Here is a 16,871-nt window from a genome sequence, read left to right as displayed (position 1 = left end):
GGGCCAACCCCTGTTGAGATATGCTTCAGAACAGGAGAACCTGCTTGCCAACCATCGTGCCGCTCTCCTGCTCGAGATGCATGTGCCGGATATTTTCCGGCGTCAGGCCTGTCCAGGTTTTCCGTCTGGTGGTGACGATGGCACCCTGGTTGAGCAGGCCCGCGACCGTTTCGAGAATTTTTCCCTGTTCGCCCATGTCGCCGGTTGCAAACATCGATCGTGTAAACATGAACTCCCACGAGATGCTGACACTTTTTTTCTTGAAGACGGTTATGTCCAACGGGTTGACCGGGTCGTCGATCAACACGATCCGTCCGTGCGGGCGAATGCATTCCGCCATGCCATGCCAGTGCTGTTCCATCTGGGTGGTACAGAAGATGGCGTCCACCGCTCCGGCTCCCGTGGCCCGCAGCTGCTCGAACAGGTTGTTCCGGTGATTCAGAACCTGGTCCGCCCCCATTTTTTTGCACCAGTCGACCGTCTCCGAGCGGGAGGCGGTTGCGTATACCGTGAGGCCGGCCCAGTGCGCCAGTTGCGTCGCCACGGAGCCGACGCCGCCGGCTCCGCCGATAATGAGTATGTTCCGTCCCCTATTGGCGCCTGCCTGGGCGGTGAATTCGAGTCGCTCGAACAGTGATTCCCAGGCGGTGATCGAAGTCAACGGCATTGCCACCGCATCTTCTAACGATAATGAATGCGGCGCAGGGGCGGCTATCCGTTCGTCGACGAGATGGTAGTCGCTGTTGCAGCCGGGCCGGGTAATATCCCCGGCATAAAAAACCCGGTCCCGGGCAGAAAATTTTTGCACCTGCTCCCCTGTTTTCTCAACAATGCCGACAGCATCCCAGCCGAGCACGTTGAACCCATCAGTCCGCATGCGGACCTTGGTGTCCACCGGGTTCATGCCGATGGCCTGGACGCGTACGAGCAGATCTCGGGGGCCCGGCTCCGGCAGCGGTTGCTCGACGACGGTAAACGCCGAGCTGTCCTGGGCAGCGCTTCCGCACTGTACGAGAATGGCTTTCATAATGCTCTCCGGTCTCGATGATTTGCAGAATATCGATGTGATTTGATCGGTTGTCAGACCGTCGTTCATTCAACAATAGTACCCGGCAGCGATAAAGCAAATACCCCGCCTATTCCCTGCTCCCCGTTTGTCATGCCGGTGCAGCTCGGCGAGGTGGAGACAACGTTGTTGCCGTGTACGACGCCGCCATTGGGAAGGAGCAGATCGAACAGTGGATCTTCCTGGCACTGAGCTGCTCAACGGCGCCGACTGCTAACGTTTTCGGTTCTTCCGGTATGCTGCGCGATTGACCCGGATAGTTGTCGAGCTGGTCTCTTCCGCTGACCCCGTTGCTTTACAAAGGGGTGCGGCGATGTATAATGGGGTGGACGTCATCGTCGGAACCGTCCCGTCGATTGCCTGAAGCGAAATCGGTAGATGTTCGAGCACGGTCCCATGTCCAAGGAAGTGACCAGGACCGTCGGGTGGCCTTCGCTTCTTTACGTTCCGTCAATTGGTGCTCGCCATGGCAGAAACATCGGAAGTCGACCGGAAGGGCCCAAGCCTGGGGACATTCGCCGGTGTCTTCACCCCGAGCATCCTGACCATTCTCGGCATCATCCTGTTCCTGCGCGCCGGCTATGTGGTCGGCAGCGGGGGTTTGCTCGGGGCTTTGCTGATTATCGGCCTGGCGAATCTGATCTCGGTGCTGACCAGCGTATCGCTGTCGGCGATCGCCACCAATCTCAAGGTCAAAGGCGGTGGCGATTATTATCTGATCTCGCGCACGCTGGGGCTCGAATTCGGTGGCGCCATCGGCATTGTCCTGTTCCTGGCACAGGCGGTATCGATCGCCTTTTATTGCATCGGTTTCGGCGAGGCTGTGGCGGCAACGACGCTGTTGCCGGCTTCGTCGGTTTCCCCCCGTATTGTCGCCGCTGCGGCAGTCGCCTTTCTGTTCATCTTTGCCTGGCTGGGTGCCGACTGGGCGACCCGCTTTCAATTTGTGGTCATGGCACTGCTTGCTGCCGCCCTGGTGTCGTTTTTCGTCGGCGGCTGGCTGCGGTGGGATGCCGAGGTCTTTCAGGCCAACTGGTCGGCCCCTGCCGATGGCATGTCGTTTTGGGTACTTTTTGCTTTGTTCTTCCCGGCGGTAACCGGTTTCACGCAAGGCGTGAGTATGTCGGGCGATCTTGAAGACCCCGGGAGGAGTTTGCCGCTCGGAACGTTTCTCGCGGTCGGGGTGTCGATGCTCGTCTATTTCGGGGCGTCCCTGATCTTTGCCGGGTCGCTCGGCGGTACGGAACTGACCGCCGATTATACGGCGATGAACCGCGTTGCCTGGGTCCCCTGGCTGATCACCGTCGGTGTGATTGCCGCCACCTTGTCTTCCGCCATGGCCTCATTTCTCGGAGCACCACGAATCCTGCAGTCGCTGGCGGCGGACAAGATATTTCCGGTACTGACACCCTTTGCCGTTGGTTCCGGACCGGCGGACAATCCGCGCCGGGCCGTGCTGCTGGCGGCGGGTATTGCCTTTCTTACCATCGCTCTGGGAAACCTCAACCTGATCGCGCCGGTGGTATCGATGTTTTTCCTGATCTCCTACGGCCTGCTCAACTACGCTACCTATTACGAGGCGAGAGCTGCCAGCCCGTCGTTCAGGCCTACATTCAAGTGGTTCGACAAGCGGCTCAGCCTGGCCGGGGCCCTGGCCTGCCTCGGCGTCATGCTGGCGATAGATCCGTTTACCGGGGTGCTTGCAATTGCCATTCTGTTCGCGATTTATCAATATCTGCGGCGAACCGCCGACCCGGCGCGCTGGGCTGACAGTCGCCGCGCCCATTACCTGCAGCGGGTCCGCGAAAATCTGCTGGCAGCCGGTCTTTCCCCAGAACATCACCGCGACTGGCGACCGCAGATCCTTGCTTTTTCCGAGGACGCGGAACGTCGGCCGCGCCTGCTGCAGCTGGCCGGCTGGCTTGAGGGCGGCAGCGGTTTGACCACCGTGGTGACGCTGCTGGAAGGCAAAAGCCTGCTCATGTCCAAAAGAAAGGATGAAGCGGAAAGTCAGTTGCGTCGCGATATTCGTGAGCACAATCCGGCGGCTTTTCCGTTGGTTTTGATCAGCACGGATAGTGAGGTCGCCGTGCAGGCTCTGCTCCAGGCGCACGGTATCGGCCCGCTACGGGCCAACACGATACTGCTGAACTGGCTGGATCCGCAGAATACCACCGGTCTGGCCCTGCGTACGTTTTTGTTTGGCCGACAGCTGAAAAACCTGTTCAAGTTGGGATGCAATATCGCCATCCTCTATGCCCGGCCGCCCGCATGGGAACGGTTGCGTGAGACCGAGCCCGGAGCTTCGCAGATTGATGTCTGGTGGTCCGCCGATGCGACCGGAAACCTGATGCTGCTGTTCGCCTACCTGATGACGAGATCGGAGGCGTGGCGTAAGGCGCGGGTGCGCGTGCTTGCCTTCCGCGAGTCGGTCCCCCAGGAGGAGCAGCAGGAATCGCTGGACGAAATACTACGTGACGCGAGAATAGATGCGGAAATAGTTTTCGTAGCGGCTCGTGAAGCAGCGGCGATCGTTGCGGCATCGGCATCTGCAACGCTGGTGTTCCTGCCGTTTCGTTTTCACGGTGACCTGGTTGCCCTGCCTGTTGATGGTCCATCCGAGGCCCTGCTGCAGCAATTGCCCCCGACGGTGATGGTTTCCGCCGCAAAAGATATCGACCTCGGCGCGGAGCCGGAAGAGGGCACCGCTGCGGCACTGGCTGCGGCCAGGGATCTGCTCGAGGAAAAAGAGCGGCTTGCCGAGCAGACGGCTCTAGAGCTTGGCGAGGCGGAAGAGGCGGTTCAGCGCGCCGAGGAAATATTGCACGCCGCTCTGACCGGACCGGCTATCGACCGTGATCCGGCCCGGGTTGCCGACCTGACTGCCGAGCGTGATCGCGCTGTCAGAGAACACGCGGCGTTGCGTCGCCGAGCGGCGAGGATGCGCTTCAAGGCCGAACAGGCCCGGGAGGCGTTTGAAGATCAGGAATTGATGCTCTCCGATGAAGGGGATCAGTCTTCAGGCGAGGCGGCTGGCGGGGAGCAGCACTGATTCCCCGGTAATCGCCGCATCGGTTGCCCGGAGATCGCACTGTGCATCGAGGCCTCGCACGGGAGCCTGAAGTGATGTCGGGCGGCGTCACGCTTCGGCAGTAGCGGAGACGACCCGGTTGGGGCTGGCAGTGTTGAGTCTCTTACCGGTGGCGGTTTGCCGGGTCAAACCAGTTCCCGCTTTATCGTGTAATCGTAATTTTCCGAGAAGACCCGCTTTTCACCCTCGTGGGCATCGAGTTCTGCCCGGAGAAAGAAATGGTCCCGGGAACTGGTCAGCACCGTTCTGGCGACGGTGCGTACCGACCAGTCGCCCCGGCTGAAGCTTCGTTCCCAGAGTGTTTCCCCTTTCAGCGAATCATAATCGTCCTTCCGGTAGGTGTACCATTCTCTGGCTTTCCGGCTGATGGTGAGGTCGATTTCATCGATACGCTGACAGCCGCTGTCGCTGATCACTTCCAGTTTGGAGATATCTGCCGCCAGATCTCTGATCACCTGCCAGTTGTGATACTCGGGACGAATGACTTTGACCCGCAGGGGAGGCGCCCCTTCAGCCGGTTCAAACGAGCGAAGGTCACCATCTTCAGGTCGCGCGGGACGCACCGGCAGCAACAGTCTGCTGTTGTCAGTATAGAGCATGACCCCGACCGATTCCGGCGCCGGCCAGGCCATCGGCCAGTAGGATGTCGAGACCGCCACCCGCAGCCGATATCCGGCCGGGATCGCCTGGGCGACGTAGTTGAGCGGAACCGCAACCACGTAACGCCGGCCCGGTTCAAGGGGCTCCGGGTGCCGGTGACCGTTTCGGTGCGTCAGGTTGAGCAGGCCATAGCTGAACCTGGTGGTCTTGTTGTCTGGGGCGATATAGGAAAGTCGTACTGCCACCATGGCCACCGGCTTGTCGGCGGCAAGTTCAAGTTCCACCCGCGGTGCCCCGAGAATCTCCAGGTGCTCCTCCAGCGGATAAGAGTCGTAGACCCTGGCGCCGCCATCTTCCAGGCGCTGGTCATAGGGCATATCGGGGGCGGATGCATAGGAGCACCACTTGCCGGCGAACAACCCGAGGCCGAGCGGCGATTGCAGCCGGCAGCACTCGTCGCCCAGATCTGTTCCCGGGGCGACGAGCATCCGAGAGGCAGCCAGAACGTACTCCCGAGTGACAATCCGCTCCGAGGGCCAGTGCTCCTCGGCGACCCAGCGGCCGGGGCGGCAGTCGTACCTGGTGGTCGGGGCGACGCTCTCCTGCATCCAGACCCGCACGGCCGGCTCTACCATTAAACCCCGGTCTTTTCCCTTCAGCCAGGTGTCCCACCAGCGCACGGCTTCCTGGAGAAACCCGATAGCCGGGCCCGGTAGCCCCACATGCGGGTATTTGTGCCCCCAAGGACCGACCAGCCCCCGGCATGGTACCGAAAGCCCTTCCATCAGCCGGAATACCGCGTTCGAGTAACCGTCGGCCCAGCCGCTGACCGCCATCACCGGACATTGGATGGCCGCGAAATCTTCGCAGACGGAGCCATGCCGCCAATAGGCATCTCGCCGTTGATGGCGAAGCCACTTTTCCAGCCACAGGCCGCTGCTCCGCAACCTGGCAAACCACATATCCCGCCAGCGGCCGCCAACAACCGCCGGGTCCGGCGGACAGGAATTATAGCTGAACATCGTCGAGGCCCAAGAGAGATTGTCCCCGAGCAGACAGCCCCCCATATGATGGACGTCGTCGGCATAGCGATCGTCGGTCGAGGAAACCGAAATGACCGCCTTGAGCTGCGGCGGACGTAGGGCGGCAATTTGCAGGCCGTTGAAGCCACCCCAGGAAATGCCCATTATGCCGATTCTGCCGTTACACCAGGGTTGTCGCTCGAGCCATTGCAGGATGGACAGGCCGTCATCGAGTTCCTGCTGCAGGTACTCATCCAACAATATCCCGTCGGAATCGCCGCTGCCGCGGATATCAACCCGTACCCCCGCGTAGCCATGGCCGGCGAAATAACTGTATATCTGGGTATCCCTGCTGCGGGTGGAATCCCTTTTGCGATACGGGATGTATTCCAGAATAGCCGGGACCGGCATGGTCTCGGCGCCGCGTGGCAGCCACAATCGCGCCGCCAGTCTGACGCCGTCCGGCATCGGTATCCAGACATTCTCGATTTTCTTGATCTGGTGGGGAAACTCCCGGATGATCTTCATGCGGCCGCCTCGATCTGCTCGATGGCAAAGGGCAGCATTATCAACGCCTGCCGATATCGAGCCAGGAGCTCTTCGCCAGTGTCCGCTCCCAGATACAATTCCCCGATTTCAAAAGAGTAGCTGTCCTGGTCGCGCAAATCGGATAAACGCATGCCGCTCCTGACCTTGATAGTCACTTCGCAGGCCGGGAATGTGCGCTTCAGGCGCTCGATGGCGTCGAGGTCCGGAATCCGGCGGACGATTCCGTCCTGGAACCGCCGCAGCATGAATTTGGCGGCAACACCATACTCCCCCTGACGATAGGGAAAGCGCGGCTGCCTGCCCAGAGCGACATCGATCAATACATCATGGTGGTATTCACCGTCTACCATCTTGAACAACGGGCAATGTGATTTGGATATCCGGGTGTTGACTTCCAGCAGCGCGATGGTGTCGCTCGCCCGGTTCCAGTAAAACTCGATATTGAACGGGGCGTCGTCATACCCGGCCCGCACGAGCACTTTTGCAGCGGCGGCAGCCATCCGGCCCTGGACCGCGGCCGGCAGCGCGGACGGGTATTGATAACGGGCAAAGCTCGAACAGTTCTCCCCTCCTTCCCTGATGGAGTCGATCACGCCGTAGATTACGACTTCTCCCCCGAGCACATATCCTTCCAGGGTGCACTGGTACCCAGACGAGATCAAGCTCTCGGCGATACAGTGGAAGCCATCGACGGATCGGATTTCATCAGGCAGATCCGCCAGTCCGAGGATGTAGTTGAACGGCCTGGCGTACCTGCCGATATGCTCCCTGATCGTCTCTAGGCAGGAGGCGAATTCGATCCGGTCGCGGACCAGAAACCCCAGGTGAGACAACACCGATTTGACCGGCTTGAGCCAGAAGGGAAACGGCAGGTCGCACCGTTCGACGGCGTCGCTGGCAAAGGGGTTGACCACCCTGAACGCGGGGATTAGTTCGGGCACGACCTCCGCCTGCATCAGGCGGCTCCAGTACTTATGCTCGCATTTGAGTACAGAAGTCAAACTCGGACCTGCAAGCCCGGCCTGCTGTCGTATGTAGGGCAAAACCGTACTGACCGGAAAATCCCAGAATCCGATCACGCCGTCCACGCTGCCCGCAAATTCCTCCAGAGTCTGGCAGGCGCGGCTGACGAAGGAACGGACCGGAAAGGTTTTGCCGCACTTTATCTCCTCGTAGGAAATCAGCGAGTGAAAGTGATACCGCTCCGCTTTCTTCAACGATTGCAGTTGGGCCAGATGCAAACTGTCCAGGCCTGCGACAAAGATGTTCTCGACCATGCCGCCCTCCCTGCATAAAATGTTAGGGATGGGTTTCTGCCGCGCAAAAAATAAAATGAGATAGGGAAGATATGCTGGCGACGTCGTTGGCTAGAATTCAGGTCGCCAACAACGTCTTATAACTGCTTTCAGGATAGCAAAAAACGAGGAATGAAACAAGCAAGCCCTCTTTTCCTGTTATCCTATTCCTCTTTTATTGTATGGTAGAATTCCTATAATAGGAGTCGGGGGCGTCGGGGTGGTCCTGGTGCGACGACTTATACGGGGAGCCATATAACCATGTCAGAATCAATGAAGTCAGAGTATCTCAGTCTTGCCGATATCTTCAGCTACGATCAGAATTTTCAGGACATCATGCTCAACATGCTGGAGTCTGCCCTGGAAGCATCGTTTCAGGGGGTGATGATTACCGAGGCCGAGCCGGGGTTTCCGATCATCTATGTGAATCCCGCGGTGTGTCAAATGACGGGGTACGAGCGTACGGAACTGCTCGGCCAGTCCCCGGCGATGCTGCAGGGCGAGAAGACCGATCCGGCGGTATTGGCGGATCTGCGGGAAAAGATCGAGCGGGGTGAGATTTTCCACGGGAAGGCCTATAACTACCGGAAAGACGGTTCGACGTTCATGATGGAGTGGAAGATCGTGCCGATCCGCGGGGTCGGCGGTGAGATCGCCAATTACCTGGCAATTCAACGGGAAGTTCCGGATATCCAAGGTGACTGAGGGCTGATACCAGCGTCTTCTCACTCAGTGCCCGTCGAGGACTGTGCGGACGCTACGCAGGAGTTCGGCCAGTTGAAATGGTTTGGCGATAACGCTGCGAGCTCCGTGGTCCATGGCGCGGTTGATAACATCGGTAGGGGTGTAACCGCTGGCGATCACAATGCGGCTCTCGGGATCTTTTTCTCTGAGTTTTTGCAGGCAGGCAAAACCTCCCATGCCGGGCATGTTGAGATCGAGGATGACCAGATCTATGGTGCCCGCCCGTTCGCCGAAATATGCTTCGAGCCCCGCTTCGCCGCTGTCGGCGCAAAAAACGGTGTAGCTGAAGGTCGAGAGAATCTCCCTGCCGATTTCCCTGATCGCCTCTTCGTCGTCAATCAGCAGGATAGTCTCCGTGCCGCCGCGCATTTCCTCAGCCTCTGCCGGTGTTTCAAGTCCTGCCGCAGTCTCCGGGAGGGCGGGGAAAAAAAACTGAAATTCCGTACCACTGCCCGGTGTGCTGTAACATTCCAGAAAGGCCTGATGGCTCTTGACGATGCCGTAGACGATGGACAATCCGAGGCCGGTTCCCTGGCCGATCGATTTGGTGGTGAAAAACGGTTCGAAAATGTGTTCAAGCGCTTCCTTGGCGATGCCGGCCCCGGTGTCGGTGATACTCAGTTGCGCATACGGTCCCGCTTCTGCGCCGAGATGTTTACGGCAGAAGGATTCGTCGAGCATGACGCTGTTCGTACGGATGGTCAGGGTCCCACCGTCGATCATGGCGTGCATGGCGTTGATGGCGAGATTGAGCAGTACCTGCTCGACCTGCACGGAATCGCCGCGGATCAGCGGTAGATCGTCATCCAGTTGCAGGTCCATGGCGATCATCTTCGGCATGGTATGGGCGAGGATTCCCCGGATCTGCCTGATTTCCTGGTTCAGATCGAGCGGTTTGAGATCACTGTTGATTTTACGGCTGAACGTCAACAATTGCCGGACCAGTTCGGCCGCCCGCCGGACGGCCCGCTCTATTGCCTGCAGTCGCGCGTGATGTCGGGCGTCCGCGGGGTTGTCGATCAGCAGCAAACCGGTATTGCCGCTGATCGTCTGTAAAATATTGTTGAAATCGTGGGCGATGCCGCCGGCCAGGTTGCCGACCGCTTCCATTTTCTGAGCCTGCAGCAGTTGTGCCTGCAGTCGCTCGTTCTCGGCTTCAGCCCGCTTCCGTTCAGTGATATCCAGAACCAGGGAAGCGACTCCGATAATATCGCCGGCGCGGTTCGTCAGTGTCGTGTTGTACCATTCGCAGGTCTTGACGGTGCCGTATTTGGTCAGGTTCAGGTTGACCGACCGGTAGCCGCCGGTGTTGCTGGTCAGCTGCTTCCAGACATCTTCGACGTGATTCTTCTCGGTGTCCGGCAGCATGAAATCGTACCCGACCTTGCCGAGCGCTTCCTCTCGGCGGTATTCAAAAATGTATTCGGCGGCCCGGTTCCATTCCACCACCTCGAAGTCGATATTCCACTCGATAACGGCAAGCGGGGTGTTCATTACGTGGAGTTTCAGGCGCTGGGTCTGGTCACGAAGCGCTTCCTCGGTCTTCTTTCGTTCGGCGATCTCGTTTTCCAGTGCCACGGTGCGCTCCTTGACCCGGTCTTCCAGGGAGTGCTTGGCATCGATCAGTGAGAGCAGCAGGGTGATGCCGACCAGCACCAGCGCCAGCCAGAAAAAAATGTTGAGGTACAGGTAGACGGAACGGTTCGGCCACTGCGTGACGATACGCCCGATCACGCCATCTTCGTAGACAATGTTAGTGTCAAGATCGTGGACGGGAAGCAGGTGGAGCGAATTGAGAAGTCGTTCGGTCTTGGTCAGGGGAGGTCCCTGGAGGGTCAAAAAAACCGAATCGCTCTCATCGTAAACGGTGATAGTCAGATAACCGTTCGCCTCTGCGGCAAGGCGGAGGTAGGCAAGGGGGCCGGATCGGTCGAAGGTCCAGAGAGAACTGGTGACCACCCGCGCGTGGTTGTCGATTCGACGGACTGCTTTATCCAGGACGTAATCCTGATAATAGAAGACAAAAGCGATGAAGAGAGCGGCCAGGATACCGGTCCAGCGAAGAACTGCCGTCTTGATGCTCGATCGGCTGTTGGAATGCGGGAGCGCCATTTTAACGCCTCATAGGGTGTAGCGTCGGAGAATGGCGTTGATCGTGCCGTCGCGCTGCATGGCGGCTATTGTCTCGTCGAATCTATCCAGGATCGCCGTGTTTCCGCTGTCTTTTCTGATCAGCAGATGAAAGCGCATGGAGGATAGTACGGTGCCGGTGTCGATGACTGCAGTGTCCAGTTCGAGGCGCAGCAAGTCAGGGGTTGCACCGGGCGGCCATTCGATGACCAGGTCGGCACGCTTCTTGACAAGCATCAGCCAGACGTTCTGCAGGTAGGGCGTTTCGTAGGTTTTGATGCCTTCTGACTCGATCATGCTCTTGTGCCAACCGTTACCGCTGTAAGTAACGACAGAAAGACCGAGTCGTTTGATGTCCCCAATCGTCCTGATGCTCATGATATCGGCCAGGCGCGGGTGATCGACTGCGGTGAAGATGTGCAGCTCTTTGACATAAAACGGTTTTTTGTGCGTAACGCTATAGCGTGCACGGTCTTCGGTGGGGACCGTCAGGATCGCATCGTCTAGGCCTGATTTGACGTTTTCCTGACAACGGGTCCAGGGATAGGCGGTCCAGACGAGCGGAATGCCAATGCGATTCTCGACGGCTTCGGTGATGATGTCGTAAAAAAAACCGGCCATGCTCTGGTCGTTGTTTTTCCAGTGAAACGGTGGAAATTCGGAATAGGCGAAACGGAGCGGAACGGGAGAGGACTCTTGCGCAACGGCGCTTGCAGATAAAAAGGGCATCAAAGCAATGATCCAGCCGATGCAAACGAGGGAAACTGTGCCGATTGAAATACGTTTTGTCGGCATGGTGATCAATGGTCTGTGCATCGCGTTGTTGGTATCGGTGGATGGTTTCGCTGACTTATTCAAGCCTATCGCTCAGGTTACGGTTTTTCAAGGCAAATCCGCAAGGATCGGATCGCCCCGTCGGTGACCGTCGTAACGGATACAGACCAGAGACGAAGGGGATGCGGGTATCGAGCCTGCTGCTCCAGATGAGTTTTCTTTGTTGATGCGAGGTGGTAACGATGTTTTCGTCACCAAGCATCCGGTGTAGATCCGTCTCTCATGGCTCGGTATATCGTCAGAAATGTGTTGGAAACACGATGTATAAACGATAAATTGAGATAAAGAGCGGTGGCAAAAGGCGGCCTGTTCTTGAAAGAACGAACGGCAGATTCAACGGTTAGGCAGACCGGTTAGCAGTGCTAGCTATCAGTGGTTCTTCGACGGTGGTGGATCCGGCGTGGTCTTTGTAAAAAATTCTCAAGCGAGTTCAAATACCCAGGAGGCAATAGGGAAATAGAGGCTTTCTTTTGAATCGACAGCGATTTTTTTTACTCCCGAAAACAGGATGTCTATTTTACATGGTGTCTTGAGCCATGATGACGATGATCCAGTGGCTCCAGGCCCATGAGACGATATCGTTCTGGCTGGCCGCCATTTCCCTGGTCAGTTTCGGCGTGACGCTGGCCGTGGTCCCCTGGGTAGTGGTCCGCATTCCGGCCGATTATTTCGTCGGGCGCAAACGGCCGGAGCAGCGACAGCTGGCTCTGCGGTCGCCGGTAGTCTGGCTAGGCCTGCTGATCGTCAAAAATACCATTGGCGCCCTGCTGGTCCTGGCGGGTCTGGCCATGCTGGTGCTGCCCGGCCAGGGTCTGCTGACCATGATCATCGGTGTTCTGGTGATGAATTTCCCGGGTAAGTTTGCCTTTGAACGGTGGCTGGTGTCCCGCGGCCCCACCCTGTCTCTGATCAATCGTATTCGTCGGCGATACGGTCGGTCTCCCCTTGTCCTATCCGGCGAAGACGAGGCGGCCGACCGGGCCGATGTGATCCGTCCCTGACCGCCGGAAGGTGTTCTTTTGACGCCTATCTCCATCCCGACAGGACTTCTCGCTGCGGCTTCCGGCAGAACGACGGGCCTAGACTGCTTTTCATACAACCGAGCCCTGGTGCTGATGGTTTACAGTTCTAACCGAGCGCAACTTGTCCCAGTTCACTTCCTGCCGACGCTCCACCAAGAATAGTCGCTTGTCGTTGACAGTGCGTTGGTTTCGGGTGGTCCCAAGTTCACGGAAGTGAAAGAGTGTTTTGATCGACGAACGTACTGGTTGCCGCCTTTACAAGGATTTAATATGCTGAAAAAATAGAAAAAATCTTTCAGGAGTACGCGGTGGTGTAAATGTCTTGACATCCGCGGCCTAGTACCATATCATACCATATGTCTCATATAGAGAGACAATGTCACGCATACCATGACATATAGCCGACCTTCCCCTGCTCGCCCTGTGGATATGGAAACGGGCTGGGCTTAATCTGGAGTCGAGTCGGCCAGCATGCCCAAACGGAGTGCGATGTCGTCGGACAACGAGAAATACTATTTTGTTTCCTCCCTGGCCAAGGGGTTACGGATTCTAGAGGTACTGGCCGAACAGGGAGATCTGTCTGTTTCCCAGGTGGCCGCCCAGCTTGGCACCAACCGGGCCGGCAGTCACCGCTTTATCAGCACGCTGCGCGATCTCGGCTACGTGGAAAAAACGAGCACTGGGCGGATCACCCTGTCATTCAAAATGCTCGAACTGGGCATGAGGAAGCTCGATCGTTTCGAGATTCGCAGCGATGCCCGCACCTGCATGCAGGAATTGGCGTTCGCCTTCCGGGAAACGGTCAATCTCGGACAGTGGGAGCGCGGCGCCGTTATTCACTTGGATAAAATCAACAGTACCGAAATCCTGCGCATGGATCTTGGCATCGGCGCGCACGCGCCCGCCTATTGCACCGGCCTCGGCAAAGCGATCCTCTCTTTCTTGCCGGACGGGGAACGTGAGGATTACTTGCAGACGGTTACCTTCGTTCCCTTTACCGAGCATACCATCACCTCTCCGGAGCAGTTGGCAGCAGAGATAGAGAAAACACGCCAGCGCGGCTATGCCGTTGATGACGAGGAGTTGAGTCTGGGGCTCAGGTGTGTCGCGGCCCCGGTTTTCGATCACACCGGTCGCCCGGTCTACGCGCTGAGCGTTTCCGGTCCGAAACATCGCATGACCGATCAGAAGATGCAGGAAATCAAGGAGCAGTTGCTGTCAGTGTGCCATCGCCTGTCCCGGCAGATCGGGACGCCGGAGCGACGGCTGAGTTGATGCGCACCTGGGATTACGTTTCTACAACAAAAGGAGAAGACGATGGGTAAACAGAAATTGACCCGTATCCAGTTGGATAAAATGAAGGCGGACGGTCAGTCGGCAGTCTGGATCACGGCCTATGATTACTGGACAGCATCTTTTGCCGAAGAAGCCGGCATGGACATGATCCTGGTCGGCGATTCTCTCGGCATGTGCATCTACGGTTACAGCGGTACCGTACCGGTGACCATGGACCAGTGCATCTATCATTGCGAAGGGGTGCGCCGGGGGGCCCCGAACACGTTTATCATCGGCGACATGCCGTTTCTTTCCTATCAGGTGAGCGTCGAGGAAGCGGTCCGTAATGCCGGGCGTTTTCACAAGGAGGCGGCAGTCGATGCCATCAAACTCGAGGGCGGTAAACGGGTCTGTCCGCAAATTCGGGCGATTGCCGACGGCGGTATGTTGGTAATGGGGCACATCGGCCTGACGCCGCAGAGCTCCGGTCAGCAGGGCGGCTTCAAGGCGCAGGGGCGTCATGCCGCTGCCGCCAAGGAGTTGATCGAGGATGCACTGGCGATCGAGGAGGCGGGAGCCTTTGCGCTGCTGGTCGAGGCGGTTCCGCCCGAGGTCTGCAAGATCATGCGCGATCGCTTGACCATTCCGGTCTACAGTATCGGCGCCGGGGTCGATGCCGATGGCCAGTTGATGATCTGCAGCGACGTGCTCGGCATCTTCCAAGCCTTTACCCCGAAATTTGTCAAAAAATACGAGAACCTTGGCGGCAAGACCGTCGAGGCCTTCAAACAATACGTTGCCGATGCCCGGAGCAAAGCCTTTCCGGCCGATGAGCACACCTACAAAATGGTTGATGGAGAATTGGCCAAGCTGCACGAACTGCTGCAGAAATAGCACTGTCGGCCTCGCGAAGTCGGTCGCCGCGAGAGAGAAATCCGCTTGGCTGGACGATTATTTTATTGTGATTACAAGGAGAACATCATGTCTGAGATACTGAGCACGATTCGAGATTTTATGGAAAAGCAGGGGATTCCGGGGCGCGACGGTTACGAACTCGCCACCTCGGCCAAAGGATTTGCCGATGGCGCCCGGTGGCGAATCGAGATTGCCGGCGTTGAGCGCGCCTCGACCATGGAGGCGATGATCGCCGAGGCCCGGAAACGCGATGTCGTCGTCCACCGCGCCATTGCTACCGTGGGCGGTTCCACCTATTGCGATATGGAAGAGTTGCGGGCGATGGCCCAGATGGCCCGCGACGAGCAAATCGAAGTCGTGATGACCGTCGGCCACCGGAAGGCCTGGGATACCGGCTCCAAGGAAATGTCCAACAAGGAAGGCGCCATGCAGGGCTTTCGCCTGCGCGGGTCGGACAATATCTCCTATCATATCGCCGATATCATGCGCAATATCGAGGCGGGTTTTCGTGGGTTCCTGGTCTACGATGAAGGAGTGCTGTTCCTGCTCAACAAGATGCGGAAGGAAGGTTTGATCCCCGCCGAAACCATTTTCAAGTTTTCGGTATTTGGCGGCTATTGCAGTGCTGCGGGGGCCAAGGTGATCGAGCAGATGGGCGTCAATTCGATGAACCCGATTGCCGACGTATCTTTACCGATCCTCTCCAGCATCCGAAGCGCCGTCGATATACCGCTCGATGTCTACATCATTATCGTCGATGAGTTCGGCGGCATGTACCGGGTCTACGAGACGCCGGAGATTGCCCGGGTGGCCTCGCCGGTCTACTTCAAGATTGAGCCGGGGACCTCGGAGGGAGACATTTACAAGCCGTGGGTTACCGAGGAGTTTCACGACAATCTGATCAGGCAGAAAGTGAAGATGGCAGCCGTCATCCAGGAGATTATGGCCCGGCACGCCCCTGATCTGAAAACGTCGCCGAGAGGGGCGGCTGATCTCGTCCTGCCGGTTTAAGGTTCATGACGTGTTGACGGTACCCTCGGGGCCGTTAGTTTTTTTACCGTGAGATGGAGTTGTGCCATGGATAACGTATTTCAAGTCGCGATACAGACACTCAACCGCGCCGGGCAACTGGGAGACATCAATCCCCGGGTGCTCGAGATTCTCCAGGAACCGAAGCGGATTCAACAGTTCCGCATTCCGCTCAAGCTCGAAGACGGGAGTTTCCAGGTTTTCCCGGCGTACCGCGTGCACTATTGTGATGCGCTCGGGCCGTTTCGCAACGGCACTAGGATCCGTCCCGATCTCTCACTTGACGAGATCAAGGCCTTGGGCCTGTTCATGACCGTCAAGCATTGTGCGGCGGCGATTCCGGCTGGCGGTGCCAAAGGCGGTATCAAGGCCGATCCGGCTAAGCTCAGTTCGCGGGATATGGAGCAGCTGGTCCGGGCGTTCATCAGGAATCTGCAACCGAAAGGGCCGTGGGGCGACGTGCCGGGGGCCGATATCGGTACCGGCGAACAGGCCATGGCCTGGATGCTGGACGAGTATGAACAGATCACCGGGCAGCATTGCCCGGCGGCCCTCAATGACAAACCGGCTATTCTCGGCGGTTCTTTGGGTGGAGAGGAGGCGACCGGACGGGGTGTTTTCCTCACCCTGATGGCCGCGGCTCAGGATATGGGGCTTGACGTAAGCGGCGCCCGGGCCGTCGTCCAGGGGTTCGGTCAGGTCGGCTCGGCCCTGGCCGAATTGCTTGCCGGGACCGGCTGCCGCATCGTTGCCGTCAGCGACGTCTACGGCGGCGTTTACCAGACTGCAGGTCTCGATATCGAGGCCCTGAAGCAGCATGTCGCTCGAACCGGCAGCGTGGCCGATTTTCCCGGAACCGAGCCGGTCGCCAATGAGAATCTGTTTGGTCTTGACTGCGATATCCTGGTGCCGGCGGCGGTGCAGAGCGTCATTCACCGGGGCAATGCACCAAACGTCACGGCTCGCCTCATCGTCGAGGGAGCCAACGGACCGGTGACCACCGAGGCCGACGCGATTCTCCATGACAAGGGCGTGGTTATCGTGCCGGATGTGGTGGCCAACAGCGGCGGCGCGACTGTCTGTCATTTCGAGCGGACCCAGGGATTGTCCGATCAGTACTGGGACTTGGAGACGGTGAATCGTCAGCTGGAAAAGCGGATTCTGGCGGCCTATCGCAGTGCCGCGGAGCGTGCCGAAGAGGCGGGCGGCACCACCCTGCGGCTCGGGGCCTGGATCCATGCCCTGAAAATGCTCGAAAAAGCGATGCAGCTGAGGGGCTGGGTCTAAAATAATCGGGTG

The 16,871-nt window shown here is 58.2% G+C and carries 12 protein-coding genes; 7 read left to right on the top strand and 5 right to left on the bottom strand.

All coding sequences use genetic code 11. From position 1 onward, the window contains the following. Nucleotides 1-25 precede the first annotated feature (25 nt). Complete coding sequence (locus tag BUC26_RS01820; RefSeq protein WP_073373109.1) at nucleotides 26-1,027, bottom strand: zinc-binding alcohol dehydrogenase family protein; 1,002 nt, start codon at nucleotides 1,025-1,027, stop codon at nucleotides 26-28. A gap of 505 nt (nucleotides 1,028-1,532) precedes the next feature. On the opposite strand from BUC26_RS01820, the gene BUC26_RS01815 reads away from it, so the two are divergent. Further along, nucleotides 1,533-4,118: an APC family permease gene (locus BUC26_RS01815; RefSeq protein ID WP_073373210.1), complete on the top strand. Its 2,586-nt coding sequence runs from the start codon at nucleotides 1,533-1,535 to the stop codon at nucleotides 4,116-4,118. A 164-nt stretch (nucleotides 4,119-4,282) separates the two neighbouring features. Here BUC26_RS01815 and BUC26_RS01810 read toward each other — a convergent pair whose 3' ends face one another. Together BUC26_RS01810 and BUC26_RS01805 are read right to left on the bottom strand one after the other, a co-directional pair. Continuing rightward, on the bottom strand, nucleotides 4,283-6,307 hold the full coding sequence (locus BUC26_RS01810) for a CocE/NonD family hydrolase (RefSeq protein WP_073373108.1): 2,025 nt from the start codon (nucleotides 6,305-6,307) through the stop codon (nucleotides 4,283-4,285). Then, the gene (locus BUC26_RS01805) at nucleotides 6,304-7,605 is read right to left on the bottom strand and encodes an ATP-grasp domain-containing protein (protein WP_073373107.1); all 1,302 of its coding nucleotides are present in this window, start codon (nucleotides 7,603-7,605) and stop codon (nucleotides 6,304-6,306) included. Before BUC26_RS01805 ends, BUC26_RS01810 begins: the two co-directional genes overlap by 4 nt. Before the next feature lie 279 nt (nucleotides 7,606-7,884). Here BUC26_RS01805 and BUC26_RS01800 point away from each other — a divergent pair, with 279 nt between their 5' ends. Next, entirely contained in the window at nucleotides 7,885-8,328 is a 444-nt protein-coding gene (locus BUC26_RS01800; protein WP_084540373.1) for a PAS domain-containing protein, read from the top strand. Nucleotides 8,329-8,352: 24 nt separating this feature from the next. Here BUC26_RS01800 and BUC26_RS01795 read toward each other — a convergent pair whose 3' ends face one another. Then, complete coding sequence (locus BUC26_RS01795) at nucleotides 8,353-10,479, bottom strand: hybrid sensor histidine kinase/response regulator (protein ID WP_073373105.1); 2,127 nt, start codon at nucleotides 10,477-10,479, stop codon at nucleotides 8,353-8,355. Nucleotides 10,480-10,488: 9 nt separating this feature from the next. Then, nucleotides 10,489-11,226 carry a substrate-binding periplasmic protein gene (locus BUC26_RS01790; RefSeq protein ID WP_208609674.1) on the bottom strand — a complete coding sequence of 246 codons (738 nt, stop codon included), beginning with the start codon at nucleotides 11,224-11,226 and terminating at the stop codon, nucleotides 10,489-10,491. Nucleotides 11,227-11,867: 641 nt separating this feature from the next. Here BUC26_RS01790 and BUC26_RS01785 point away from each other — a divergent pair. From BUC26_RS01785 to BUC26_RS01765, 5 genes are all read left to right on the top strand, one after another. Beyond that, nucleotides 11,868-12,332: a PGPGW domain-containing protein gene (locus tag BUC26_RS01785; protein WP_244155755.1), complete on the top strand. Its 465-nt coding sequence runs from the start codon at nucleotides 11,868-11,870 to the stop codon at nucleotides 12,330-12,332. A gap of 492 nt (nucleotides 12,333-12,824) precedes the next feature. After that, complete coding sequence (locus tag BUC26_RS01780; protein ID WP_084540372.1) at nucleotides 12,825-13,628, top strand: IclR family transcriptional regulator; 804 nt, start codon at nucleotides 12,825-12,827, stop codon at nucleotides 13,626-13,628. 42 nt (nucleotides 13,629-13,670) lie between these two features. After that, nucleotides 13,671-14,522, top strand: coding sequence for a 3-methyl-2-oxobutanoate hydroxymethyltransferase (gene panB, locus BUC26_RS01775; RefSeq protein ID WP_073373103.1), 852 nt, complete (start codon nucleotides 13,671-13,673; stop codon nucleotides 14,520-14,522). An 87-nt stretch (nucleotides 14,523-14,609) separates the two neighbouring features. Continuing rightward, nucleotides 14,610-15,554, top strand: coding sequence for a hypothetical protein (locus tag BUC26_RS01770; RefSeq protein ID WP_073373102.1), 945 nt, complete (start codon nucleotides 14,610-14,612; stop codon nucleotides 15,552-15,554). Nucleotides 15,555-15,620: 66 nt separating this feature from the next. After that, entirely contained in the window at nucleotides 15,621-16,859 is a 1,239-nt protein-coding gene (locus tag BUC26_RS01765) for a Glu/Leu/Phe/Val family dehydrogenase (RefSeq protein WP_073373101.1), read from the top strand. Nucleotides 16,860-16,871: the final 12 nt, after the last annotated feature.

The sequence above is a fragment of the Desulfofustis glycolicus DSM 9705 genome, from assembly GCF_900130015.1.
GTDB lineage: Bacteria > Desulfobacterota > Desulfobulbia > Desulfobulbales > Desulfocapsaceae > Desulfofustis > Desulfofustis glycolicus.
The sequence above is the reverse complement of the archived record's forward strand: the minus strand, read 5'-3'. Positions and strand labels throughout refer to the sequence as shown.